This window comes from Fusobacterium sp. SYSU M8D902 (assembly GCF_040199715.1).
Taxonomy (GTDB): domain Bacteria; phylum Fusobacteriota; class Fusobacteriia; order Fusobacteriales; family Fusobacteriaceae; genus Fusobacterium_A.
In genome coordinates this window covers 34,399-47,104 of record NZ_JBEFNA010000019.1, presented here as the reverse complement: position 1 = coordinate 47,104, position 12,706 = coordinate 34,399, and the positions used below count along the sequence as shown (strand labels likewise).

The following is a 12,706-nucleotide window of genomic DNA, read 5'->3' as shown; positions in this document are numbered from 1 at the left end:
TAGTTATTAAATTTACAATGGATAAAAGTTGGAAATTTAAAGTTGCAATTTATTAAACTAACTACTTGCAAAACACAATGAAAGTGTTTTTTATATATTTATATCTTTTATTATCATTATAAAATTAGATAATAGCTTAAGTAAAATAGGAAAAGTTAATAGGAGTTTAAAAATATATTTAGAGATTATTTTTTATATAATTTTTTCTTTAATTTCCTTAAATAATATGAGTACATTTCTTTATTTTAATTTTTAGGAGGGAATATGAATAGTAAAAAATTTTTTATAACAACTATAATAAGTATTATTTTAATATTAATTGGAGTAGGAAGTACTATGATAGTTGTGGATCCATATTTCCATTATCATAAGCCTTTAAAATATTTAAAGTATAAATACTGGGATCAAAGATATATAAATAATGGAATTATAAGACATTTTGATTATAATGGTATAATAATAGGGACTTCTATGACAGAAAATTTTAGAAATTCACAATTTCATAAATTATTTAAAGTAAATTCTGTAAAAATACCATTTTCAGGAGCAACTTACAAAGAAATAAATAAAAATATAGAAATAGCTTTAAAAAATAAAAATAATATTAAAATAATATTGAGAGGATTAGATTATGGTTATATTAATAAAAAATTCAACAAACAAAAATATAAGGAATATCCAATATATCTCTATGATGACAAATTATTAAATGACTATAAATATTTATTTAATAAAATGTTAATCCTAAAAGGATTAGGTGGAGTATTTTTTAATACATTAAAAAATAAAGAAACAACTTCTTTTGATGATTATAGTAGTTGGAGAGATGAAAAATTTGGAAAAAATATTATTTTAAAGAGTTATAAACGAGAGAAAAAGAATATAGAGATAGAAAAATTAAGTAAAGCTGATATTGAAATAATTAGAGAAAATATTCAGAAGAATGTACTAGATGTTCCACTACAATATCCTAATACTAAATTTATATATTTTATAACTCCATATAGTATTGTTTATTGGGATTCTATTAATCAAAGTGGAGAGATTTTAAAGCAATTAGAAGCAGAAAAGATAATGATTGAGATGATTTTAGAAGTACCGAATATAGAACTATATTCATTCTTTAATAATTATGATCTAATAACTAATTTGGATAATTATAAAGATGCAGGACACTATATTTATACAATAAATGATAAGATCTTAGATTGGATTTCTAAAAAAGAATATAGATTGACTAAAGATAATTATAAAGAGTATTTAGAAAAGAATAAAGAGTTTTATTTAAATTATGATTATGATTCAATTTTTAATTAACAAAAATAACTTCTAGACAAAATACAAGAATAATGATATATTATTATCTGTAATTAAATAAAATTTACTGAGGAGCCATATGGCTGAGATTGAGTATATACTCTAAACTCATTGAACTTGATTTGGTTAGTACCAACGAAAGGAGTAAATAATAAAATATATAAGTATTTCCTCCTTTTGTAATTAAAGGAGGATTTTTTTATGGGATTAAAAGATTGCTTATGGTGTATAGGAGGAGCTAGTAAAGGTGTATCTGGAGCTAGATTTTCCCTATATCCAATGAGTGATAAATTTGTAGATGTTATCTTAGGTGGACTAGAAAACACTGATACAAGCAAGGTTTGGAAGCAAACTGACAAGTTGAGTACTTGTATGAGAGGAAAGAGAGTTCACGTATTTGATGTAGTCAAAGGACTGTTTGTAAATGCCTATAGAGAGGATATACATATGGCACTAGAAGCTACATTCTCAAAAGGGTGTCCTGGAGATACTGATGCAGACTCATTTATGGAAGTAGATGATGAGAGAGTAAATGAGGAGAGAATAAAGGATAAGCACTTCAATGTAGTTAGTAAAATCTCTTTTTATCCTATGGGAGAAGAGGACTATATGGAGCATATAGCAAAGGTTGTTATGTTGGCAAAAGACAGAGGTGTATTTAGCAAGAGTTCTCACTATGTATCTATATTAGAGGGAGATGTACACAATGTATTTGACACTCTAGAGGAGATCTTCAAGTATGGAGAGGATCATTTATCACACTATATTTTACAAGTGACTATATCAGTAAATAGTCCAACAAAGGAGTAATTAGATGTTTAATTGGAAGTTAAAAGATGTAATAATGGTTTGTATTTTTTCAGTAGTTTTTTCATTTATTTACCTATGGGGAGTATATTTTGCTAACTTCTTAGCAACTGTACTAGCACCATTTGGATTTGCACCATATGCTTATGAGATTGTATTTGGAGTATGGTTTATGGCATCTACATTTGTACCATATATCATTCAGAGATCTGGAGTAGCAGTGGTAGCTGAGGTTTTATCTGCAGTTATAGAGGTAATAATGGGAAATATGTTTGGACCAATAGTTATCCTATCTGGAATAATTCAAGGAATGGGACCAGAGCTTGTATTTGCCAAGGGAAAATATAGAGATTTCTCAATGAAAAATATGTGTTTAGCAGCTCTATTTGCTTGTATATTCAGTTTTGTATGGGGATATGTAAGAGGTGGATTCTCAAAATTTACACCTATGTATCTATTGGGAATGTTTGTAGTGAGAGCTATAAGTTCTGTACTTTTTGCTGGGGTTCTATCTAAGGTTTTAGCTGAAAAATTGGCAAAAACAGGAGCTTTAAGTAGCTATAGCTTAGGACAGGAAGAGATAGATGAGTAAGGAGATATTACTCTGCAAGGATATAACTTTTAAATATTCAGAAAGATCAAAAAGAGAGATAGTCAAAGACTTCTCTTTTTCTTTTGTTAAAGGAGAAATATACCTAATCAGTGGATATTCAGGTTGTGGTAAGAGTACCCTAGCCTATCTATTGACTGGACTTTATCCAGCTAACAAAGGGGTATTGACAGGGGGAGGTATATATCTAGAGGAGAGGAGTATAGAGAGTATACCCTTGCAGGAGAGAGCTAAGAAGATAAGTATGATGTTTCAAAATAGTGACACACAATTTTGTATGGAGAGTGTAGAAGAGGAGATCATATTTGTATTGGAGAACATCAATTATCCAGTGGAAAAAATGGATGAGAAGGTAGTGGAAGTACTAAAGAGATGTGGAATCTTGCATTTGAAGGAGAGAAGATTGACAACACTATCTGGTGGAGAGAAGCAGAAGGTGGCTCTAGCCTCTATACTTGCTCTGAACTCTGAGGTAATAGTTTTAGATGAGCCTTTTGCCAATGTAGATTATGAGTCTTCTCAAGAGATAATAGAGATACTTCTAGAGCTGAATAAAACTTATGGTACAACCCTTATAATCATTGATCATAGAATAAGTCTATGGGAGAGAGTAGATTACAAGTTGATCCTTTTGGATAAGGGATGTCAAATATCTGCTGGAGGAGTTGAAACCTTAGAGGATAGATGTGACATAGGAGAAAAGAGATATATTGAAGAGGATAAAAAAGAGTGTATAGCTCAGATAAGAGATTTGAAACTAAGCTATGGGGATAATATCCTAGCTCAAGGGATAACATTTGAAATAGCAAGAGGAAAAATCACTTCGATTATTGGAAAGAGTGGAAGTGGAAAGAGTACTCTTTTAAATACTCTGTGTGGGATAGAGAGATACCAAGATGGTAGCTATATTTATGACGGAAAAGAGTTTAAAAAACTAAAAGAGAGAGAGGTATTGAAAGAGGTGGGAATTGTCTTTCAAAATCCTCAAAACCAATTTATAGCTTATAAGGTAATAGATGAACTTCTGTTCACTCTAAATAGAGTGTACAAGGGGAGGGAAAAGGAGAATATAGAGGTGGCTGAAAAGCTATTAAAAGAGTTTAATCTATATGATTATAGGAATGGATCACCCTATTCTTTAAGCCAAGGGCAACAGAGAAAATTGGCTGTTCTATCTATGCTGTGTGGAGAGCAGAGAGTACTGCTTTGTGATGAGCCTACATATGGGCAGGATAACAAGACAAGTAGAGAGATTATGGAGTTTCTTCAGAAGAAGAGTAGAGAGGGATTGAGTGTAGTCTTAGTCTCACATGATATAGACTTAGTGGTAGAGTATTCTGACTATATATATGAATTTAAAGACAAGGAGTTGAAGAGAGTTGAATACATCTAAATTAAATCCTGGATTCAAGGGATTAACTATATTTTTAATCTCTCTTATCCTTTCATTTGAATACAATTACTATGTCAATATATCTGTATTTTTAATATGTCTAATTTTAATGTTACTATCTAAAGTGAGTATAAAAAGATTGTGTATCTCTTTTCTCCCAGTAATTATAATGGCTTTGGGAGTATTCTTTACTGGGTATTTCTACGGAAATGAGAGTGCTACTACAGATATAACAGATATGACTAAGATTGTTGTAGTAATGGAGAGTGCTGAGAGTGGTCTACAGTTGGCAGCTAGAATATTAGCTTATGCTGGACTTGGTTTTCTATTTGTCTACACAACAGATCCTAGAATGTTTATCTTGAGTCTGATGCAACAGTTTAGGCTTTCTGAAAAGTTTGCCTATGGTATAATGGCAGCTTACAACTTTATACCAATAGTAAAAAATGAGTATAGAAATATAACCTATGCTTATAGGGCTAGAGGAGTGAAGAAAAATCTATTTATGTTACCTATGTTGGTAACAGCTATTAGATCTTCTGAAAATATTGCTATGGCTATGGAGTCTAAGGGATTTCAAGTTGGAGCTAAGAGAAGCCAGTACAGAAAACTGGAGACAAAGATAATAGATTATATATTGGTAGTTCTATTGCCACTTATTACACTCTATATTGTGAGAGTGTATTGATAATACAAAGTCTTAGGAGCATGAACTTCAGTAAAGAATAAGTGAAATGAAGATAATTGATTTTAACTTAAAATAATGATATAATAGGTTATAGGAAATAACTTTAATAAAAATATAATTTGAGGAGGAAAAGATGGCAACTAAATCATTATTTAGAGAAATTAAAATTTCATCTAATAAAATTTTTAATTCTTCAAAGAAAACTAACACTATTGAAGTTAAATTACATAAATCAAAAGAGATAAAGTTGGCAACTGCTAATACAACAAAATCTTTATTAGCTGCTATTTCAACAAAGTATTAAAATTTAGTATTATTAAGGATAAATAAATGAGAATAGAATCTTTAAAAATTTTTTCAAAAAAATGATTCTTTGTCAAATAGTATTGGTAAAAACAAATAAATTTTTATATAACTCCAGTGGATTTTCCACTGGAGTTATTTTGTTACCAATAATTTTCAATTATTAAAACTCTTGCTCTAAAATGATAAAACATTTATGATTATTATATTGATGGGATCCAATTTCCAAAAGGAAATAATGAAAGTTGATTATTTGCTCAATTTTAGTTAGAGGTTCATCCTTATTTACTATGTATAATTTGAATCTAAGAGAAGCTAGTATAAAAAGTTGGAAACAAAATTATGAGAGTGTATTGGCATATATTGACTATTTGAAATAAATGTGTTACACTCTACATAATAAGAGTTTTTGTATATAATATATCTATACATTGTATATAAAAAAGGAGTGATTAATATGGCAATAATTAATGTTAGAATAAATGAAGAAGATAAAAAAGTATTTAATCATATATGTGATGAATTGGGATTAAGTATGTCTTCTGCATTTAATATGTTTGTAAAATCTATGATAAGAATGGGTGGATTACCATTTGAAACAAAATTAGAAAATTTTGATATTACGACTATAAAAGCTATAGAAGAAACAGAGGATATAATTGCTGGAAAAGTTAAACGTCCTACATATAAGACTACAGAAGAACTTTTTAGTGCACTTGATAAGGAGGATTAGTTAATGTTAGAAATAACTACTACTAAGGTCTTTGAAAAAGATTATAAACTTCTAAAAAAAAGAGGATATAATTTAAATTTACTTAAAGAAGTTATTGAGTTAATTGCCAATGAAAAAGAATTACCATCTAAGTATAGAAATCATCAACTAGTAGGAAACTATAGTGGTTTTATGGAGTGTCACATTAGACCAGATTGGTTACTTATATATAAAATTGAAAAATCAAAATTAATACTTACTTTATCAAGAACAGGAACTCACAGTGATTTATTTTAAGAAGATGAAGCTGAAAGCTCTAAGTAGGAGAGGTTCATCTAGAGATGAACTATTAAAACTATTTTAACCAAATAGGCAAGAAGTCGCCCACCTCTATAGGTGGTGCGACGAATTGCCTAATTTGTAATTTTATGATATACTAATACCAAAGGACATTAGTAACTGAATATATAAGGTTAAGGCAAGTAAACTGTTGCCTTGTAAAATATTCACAGTATAGTTTTGTTATTACAAAACATAAAAGCATTGATAAACAAAATGCAAATTATTATATATTCGGGCTAGGAACTAGCCGTAGAGCTTGGTAAATATAGTTGGCTAACAAAAGCAACTACTTCCCAAGAAGCTCCCACTTCTATAAGTGGTGAGTAGTTCACAAGAAATTATTACATTATCTCTTCTAGATTATGAAGATGAAAACACTGAATTTCCAAAAGCAAGTAGTATAGATATATTAAAAACAGAATTAAAAGGAAATCAAGAGATTCTATTGTTAAATATGTGGTTACCTTATGAAAAATCTAAAATAAAATTAGAATACAAGAAAAAAACTTTAAGTATTCCAACTTGGTTAGATATACTAGCAACACAAAAAAATATAAATTTCTCTCAAGTTTTGGTAAAAGCATTAAAAAAAGAACTTGAGATATCATAATAAAAAAGAGTGAGAGTAAATAGAAAACTATCTACAATCACTCTTTTATATTAGTTTTGGCTAGCAGTTAGCATGAAAGGAACTACCTGTTTCTTTCTAGAAACTACTCCTTCTAACCAAGCTGTTTTATTATCTAAAGTTACATTGAAAGCTTTTTCTACAAGCTCTGGGCATTTTCCAACTGTTAAAACATATGATCCAGCTTTTATAATATCAGTTATTACAAGAACAAATAGATCATAGTTAGATTTTTCACTCATAGAGTTCATAGCAGCTTCTAATTCAGCTTGAGTATTTAAAAGTCCAGCTACATCAACAGTATTTACTTGAGCAACTGCTACTTTTTTACCATTCATATCGAACTCTTTCATATCTATAGTGATTATCTCTTCAGAAGTTTTATCAGAAAGAGAAGTTCCTTCAATTAGAAGCTTCATTCCATAATCTTCAAAATTCTCTTCTCCACAGATTTTAGAAAGTTCTTTTACAGCCTCTACATCTTCAGGTGTGCAAGTTGGAGATTTGAAAAGTAGTGTATCAGAGATGATAGCACTCATCATAAGTCCAGCAGCCATTTTAGATGGAGTGATATTAGCTTGTTTAAATAATCTATAGATTATAGTACAAGTACATCCAACTGTATCAGCAGTAATTTTTAAAGGCTCATCAGTAGTCAAACCAAATTTGTGGTGATCTACAACCTCTAATATCTTAGCATTCTCAATACCATCAGCTGTTTGAGCTTTTTCGTTATGGTCAACTAAGATTACCTCTTTTTTTCCATTTTCATCAGCATTTACATTCTCTATAAATAGAGGTGCAGTAGCTCCAAAATGATCTAAAGCAAATTGAGTTTCTCTGCTTACATTTCCTAATCTACAAGGAATAGCATTAACTCCTAAAGCATTTTTTAATTCAGCAAAAGAGATTGCTGAACATATTGAATCAGTATCTGGATTTTTATGTCCAAAAACAAGAATTTGTTTCATAAGTCCTCCTTAAAATTCATTTATTTACTTACATATCATACCATTTTTTTTAAAATTTAGGAATAGAAAATTTATAAAAAAGAGAAATTTTATCACTATAATATGATATAATTATAGGTGAAAATTAAGTATGAAGAGGAGATAGGATGAAAAAGTATATAGAAGAGTTGAGAGAGAAGATAAAAAAATATAGTGATTATTACTATACAAACAGTGAGAGTCTTATATCAGACGTAGAGTTTGATAGATTATTAGTAGAATTAAAAGAATTGGAGGAGAAATATCCAGAGTATAAAAGTGTGGAGTCACCTACTGAAGTTGTAGGAGCTACAAATTTAAGAGATACAAAATTTCAAAAAGTAACTCATAAAAAACCTATGTTGAGCTTATCTAACTCATATAATGAGGGGGATATATCTGATTTCATTGAGAGAGTTAAGAAGAATTTAGCAGAGGAGAAAGGGATAGAGTATGCTTTGGAATTAAAGCTGGATGGGTTATCTCTAAGTATTCAATATGAGAATGGAAGATTGGTAAGAGCAGTGACAAGGGGAGATGGAGCTATAGGAGAGGATGTAACTGAGAACATATTAGAGATAGAATCAATTCCTAAGGTTCTAAAAGAGAGTGTGAGCCTAGAGATCAGAGGAGAGGTAGTCTTACCTATATCAAAATTTGAAGAGTTGAATAAAAGAAGATTAGAAGCTGGAGAAGAGGTTTTTGCAAATCCTAGAAATGCTGCTAGCGGAACATTGAGACAGCTAGATTCAAAGATAATAAAAGAGAGAGGATTAGATGCTTATTTCTATTTCTTGGTAGATGCACAAAACTATGGAGTAAAGACTCATAGTGAGAGTATTGATTACCTTGCAAAATTGGGAATAAAAACAACAGGTGTGTGTGAAGTTTTAAAAGACTCATCTGAATTGATTAAAAGAATAGAGTATTGGGGAGAAAAGAGAGAGAGTCTGGACTACGAAACAGATGGAATGGTTATAAAGGTAAATGAGATCGAGCTTTGGGAGAAATTGGGGAATACTACCAAAAGTCCAAGATGGGCAATAGCTTTTAAATTTCCAGCTAAACAGGTAACTACAAAAATATTGGGAGTCACTTGGCAGGTGGGAAGAACTGGTAAGATAACACCAGTGGCAGAGCTTGAAGAGGTAGAATTGTCAGGAAGTAGAGTAAAAAGAGCAAGTCTACACAACTATCAAGAGATTGAGAGAAAAGATATCAGAGTGGGAGATAGTGTATTTATAGAGAAAGCTGCTGAGATTATTCCACAGGTTGTCAAGTCTGTTAGAGAGCTAAGAGATGGAAGTGAGATGATTATAAGCGAACCAACAACTTGTCCTATATGTAATACTCCAGTGGAGAGAGAGTCTGGGCAGGTAGATATAAAGTGTCCTAATCTAACTTGTCCTGGAAAAATAGAGGGAGAGTTAATATATTTTGTATCTCGTGATGCTATGAATATAGCTGGATTTGGAAGTAAGATAGTAGAGAATATGTTAAAACTTGGATTTATACAAAATATAGTGGATATCTACGAACTAAAAAATCATAGAGAAGATTTAGAAAAACTGGAAAAGATGGGTAAAAAGAGTGTAGATAATCTATTAAATGCAATAGAGAACAGTAAAACTAGGGAGTATTCAAAGGTACTTTGTGCTTTAGGAATACCATTTATTGGGAAAACATCAGCAAAATTACTAGCTCAAGCTAGTGGAAATATAGATAGATTGATGGAGATGAGTGTGGAGGATCTAACTCAAATAGAGGGAGTTGGAGATAAGATGGCACAAGCTGTATATGACTTCTTTAGAGATGAGGAGAAGATAAGATTGATAGCTGGGCTAAAATCTCACGGAATCTGCTTTGAACAGGAGGTAGTAGAGGAGCTACCTCAAGAAGAGAGAGTATTTACAGGAAAAACTTTTCTATTTACAGGAACTTTGAAAAACTTTACAAGAAATGAGATAAAAGAGGAGATTGAAAAACTAGGTGGAAAAAACCTCTCAGCAGTGAGTAAAAATCTTGATTACCTAATAGTTGGAGAAAAGGCTGGAAGTAAATTGAAAAAAGCTCAAGAGCTTGGCACTGTAAAGATAATTAGTGAAGAGGAATTTATGGAGATCTGTGGTAAAAAATAGCATCTCTATTTGACTAATAGGGGAATTTATGATAGCATATATTCTGAAGAAGTATATCTAATAAAATTTGAAGAGAGGAACATCAATGATAGGAAATATTTTTAAGAAAATTTTTGGAACTAAGAATGACAGGGAAGTAAAGAGAATAAGAAAAATAGTAGCTGCTATCAACTCTTTAGAACCAGATTTTGAAAAGTTAACTGATGAACAACTTAAAGAGAAGACAGCTATATTCAAGGAGAGATTAGCTCAGGGAGAGACTTTAGATGATATAATGGTAGAAGCATTTGCCACAGTAAGAGAAGCATCTAAGAGAGTTTTAGGAATGAGACACTATGATGTACAGTTAATAGGTGGAATTGTACTTCATGAAGGAAAGATCACAGAGATGAAGACAGGAGAGGGGAAAACATTAGTTGCTACATGTCCTGTATACTTAAATGCACTATCAGGGAAGGGTGTCCATGTAATCACTGTAAACGACTATCTTGCAGCAAGAGATAGAGAGATGATGGGAAGATTATACTCTTTCTTAGGACTTACTTCAGGGGTAATTTTAAATGGTATTCCAACAAGAGAGAGAAGAGATGCTTATAATGCAGATATAACTTATGGAACAAACTCTGAATTTGGATTTGACTACCTAAGAGATAATATGGTTGGATCTATGGATGAAAAGGTTCAAAGACCACTAAACTACTGTATAGTTGACGAGGTGGACTCAATCCTTATAGATGAGGCTAGAACACCACTTATTATTTCAGGAGCAGCAGAGGATTCTACAAAATGGTATCAGGTATTTTACCAAGTTGTATCAATGTTAAATAGAAGCTATGAGACTGAAAAGATAAAAGATCCAAAATTAAAGAAAGAGATGAATATTCCTGCTGAAAAGATCGGAGATTATGAGGTAGATGAAAAGGCTAAAAACATAGTCTTAACTGAAAAGGGAATAGCAAAGGTAGAGAAATTCTTAAAGATAGAGAACCTATATTCACCAGAAAATGTGGAATTAACTCACTACTTAAACCAAGCATTAAAAGCTAAAGAGTTATTTAAAAGAGATAGAGATTACCTAGTGAGAGAGGGACAGGTAATAATAATAGATGAGTTTACAGGAAGAGCTATGGAAGGAAGAAGATATTCTGACGGACTTCACCAAGCTATTGAGGCTAAAGAGGGAGTACATATAGCTGGAGAGAACCAAACTCTTGCATCTATAACATTACAAAACTATTTCAGAATGTATAACAAGCTATCTGGAATGACAGGTACAGCTGAAACAGAGGCAGCAGAGTTTGTACATACTTATGGATTGCAGATTGTTGTTATTCCAACTAATAAACCTGTACAGAGAAAAGATAATGCTGACTTAGTGTATAAAACAAAAAAAGAGAAGATAGAAGCTATCATAAAGAGAATAGAGGGACTTAATGAGAAGGGACAACCAGTATTAGTTGGAACAATATCTATCAAAAGTTCAGAGGAGTTATCAGAACTATTAAAGGCTAGAAAGATAAAACACAATGTATTGAATGCTAAATATCACGCAAAAGAGGCTGAAATAGTAGCTCAAGCTGGAAGATATGGAGCTGTAACTATTGCTACAAATATGGCTGGAAGAGGAACTGACATAATGTTGGGAGGTAACCCAGAGTTCTTGGCAATGGCAGAGCTTGGAGATAGAGAGAGTGAGAACTACGATTCTGTTCTAAAGAAGTATGAACTTCAATGTAAAGAAGAGGGAGAAAAGGTAAAATCATTAGGTGGACTTTTCATACTAGGAACTGAAAGACACGAGTCAAGAAGAATAGATAACCAATTAAGAGGAAGAGCTGGAAGACAAGGAGATCCTGGAGAGTCAGAGTTTTATCTATCTTTAGAAGATGATTTAATGAGATTATTCGGATCGGATAGAGTAAAAACTGTTATGGAGAAATTGGGATTACCAGAGGGAGAGCCTATAACACACCCAATGATAAATAAGGCTATAGCTAATGCTCAGACTAAGATAGAATCTAGAAACTTTGGAATTAGAAAAAATCTACTAGAGTATGATGATGTAATGAACAAGCAAAGAACTGCTATATATGATAGTAGAAATGAAGCAATGAGCAAAGAGGATCTAAAAGATAGCATAATCAAGATGTTGCAAGAGACTATCTACTCTCAAGTTGCAAAGAGATTTGTTGGAGAGTATAAAGATGATTGGGATATGCAAGGTCTAGCAGAGTACTTAAATGATACTTATGGATATAATGTAGAGGATAGAGAAGAGTACAAGTCAATGAGTATAGAGGATTATAGTAAGAAGATTTTTGACAATATCTGTGCTCAATATGATGAGAAAGAGAGCAAAGTTGGAAGAGATCTAATGAGAAAGCTTGAGAAATATATACTATTTGAAGTTATAGACTCAAGATGGAGAGAGCACCTAAAATCTCTAGATGGATTAAAAGAGGGAATATATTTAAGAGCTTATGGACAGAAAGATCCAGTAGTAGAGTATAAGATACTATCAGGTGAGCTTTATGAGCAGATGATAGAAACTATAAAAGAACAGGCAACATCTTTCTTATTTAAAGTTATTGTAAAACAACATGAGGAGGAGAATCTTCAGGTAAAAAATGAGGAAGAGGAGATAGAGGAGTATACTTTAGAGGATGAAAATGGAGTGGAGAAGATAGAGACAAAAGAGGTAACTCCAGATTCACCTTGTCCTTGTGGAAGTGGAAAAAAATATAAAAACTGTTGTGGAAGAGTATAAGGGAGGCTATAT

Annotated in this window: 12 protein-coding genes and 1 riboswitch; of the genes, 11 read left to right on the top strand and 1 reads right to left on the bottom strand. The window is 31.4% G+C overall.

Going from position 1 to position 12,706, the window contains the following annotated elements:
• Positions 1-264: 264 nt before the first annotated feature.
• The 9 genes from ABNK64_RS07755 (at position 265) to ABNK64_RS07715 (ending at position 6,782) form a co-directional block, all read left to right on the top strand.
• On the top strand, positions 265-1,317 hold the full coding sequence (locus ABNK64_RS07755) for a hypothetical protein (RefSeq protein WP_349764032.1): 1,053 nt from the start codon (positions 265-267) through the stop codon (positions 1,315-1,317).
• Between the two features lie 58 nt (positions 1,318-1,375).
• Positions 1,376-1,478, top strand: a riboswitch (TPP riboswitch).
• Between the two features lie 40 nt (positions 1,479-1,518).
• Positions 1,519-2,127, top strand: a complete 609-nt coding sequence (locus ABNK64_RS07750) for a YkoF family thiamine/hydroxymethylpyrimidine-binding protein (protein WP_349764031.1) — start codon at positions 1,519-1,521, stop codon at positions 2,125-2,127.
• A 4-nt stretch (positions 2,128-2,131) separates the two neighbouring features.
• Positions 2,132-2,716, top strand: coding sequence for an ECF transporter S component (locus ABNK64_RS07745; RefSeq protein ID WP_291259885.1), 585 nt, complete (start codon positions 2,132-2,134; stop codon positions 2,714-2,716).
• Positions 2,709-4,127: an ABC transporter ATP-binding protein gene (locus ABNK64_RS07740; protein WP_349764030.1), complete on the top strand. Its 1,419-nt coding sequence runs from the start codon at positions 2,709-2,711 to the stop codon at positions 4,125-4,127. Before ABNK64_RS07745 ends, ABNK64_RS07740 begins: the two co-directional genes overlap by 8 nt.
• Positions 4,114-4,815 carry an energy-coupling factor transporter transmembrane component T family protein gene (locus tag ABNK64_RS07735; protein ID WP_349764029.1) on the top strand — a complete coding sequence of 234 codons (702 nt, stop codon included), beginning with the start codon at positions 4,114-4,116 and terminating at the stop codon, positions 4,813-4,815. The genes ABNK64_RS07740 and ABNK64_RS07735 overlap by 14 nt, the downstream gene beginning before the upstream one ends.
• A gap of 133 nt (positions 4,816-4,948) precedes the next feature.
• Positions 4,949-5,119: a hypothetical protein gene (locus tag ABNK64_RS07730; protein WP_349764028.1), complete on the top strand. Its 171-nt coding sequence runs from the start codon at positions 4,949-4,951 to the stop codon at positions 5,117-5,119.
• Between the two features lie 456 nt (positions 5,120-5,575).
• Positions 5,576-5,851, top strand: a complete 276-nt coding sequence (locus ABNK64_RS07725) for a type II toxin-antitoxin system RelB/DinJ family antitoxin (protein ID WP_291255045.1) — start codon at positions 5,576-5,578, stop codon at positions 5,849-5,851.
• A 3-nt stretch (positions 5,852-5,854) separates the two neighbouring features.
• Positions 5,855-6,127: a type II toxin-antitoxin system YafQ family toxin gene (locus ABNK64_RS07720; RefSeq protein WP_291255046.1), complete on the top strand. Its 273-nt coding sequence runs from the start codon at positions 5,855-5,857 to the stop codon at positions 6,125-6,127.
• A gap of 361 nt (positions 6,128-6,488) precedes the next feature.
• Positions 6,489-6,782 (top strand): hypothetical protein, encoded by a 294-nt coding sequence (locus ABNK64_RS07715; RefSeq protein ID WP_349764027.1) that lies wholly within the window; start codon positions 6,489-6,491, stop codon positions 6,780-6,782.
• 50 nt (positions 6,783-6,832) lie between these two features.
• Here ABNK64_RS07715 and ABNK64_RS07710 read toward each other — a convergent pair whose 3' ends face one another.
• Positions 6,833-7,771 carry a manganese-dependent inorganic pyrophosphatase gene (locus tag ABNK64_RS07710; RefSeq protein ID WP_349764026.1) on the bottom strand — a complete coding sequence of 313 codons (939 nt, stop codon included), beginning with the start codon at positions 7,769-7,771 and terminating at the stop codon, positions 6,833-6,835.
• 146 nt (positions 7,772-7,917) lie between these two features.
• On the opposite strand from ABNK64_RS07710, the gene ligA reads away from it, so the two are divergent.
• The gene (gene ligA, locus ABNK64_RS07705) at positions 7,918-9,927 is read left to right on the top strand and encodes an NAD-dependent DNA ligase LigA (RefSeq protein ID WP_349764025.1); all 2,010 of its coding nucleotides are present in this window, start codon (positions 7,918-7,920) and stop codon (positions 9,925-9,927) included.
• Between the two features lie 85 nt (positions 9,928-10,012).
• Complete coding sequence (gene secA, locus ABNK64_RS07700) at positions 10,013-12,694, top strand: preprotein translocase subunit SecA (RefSeq protein ID WP_349764024.1); 2,682 nt, start codon at positions 10,013-10,015, stop codon at positions 12,692-12,694.
• Positions 12,695-12,706: the final 12 nt, after the last annotated feature.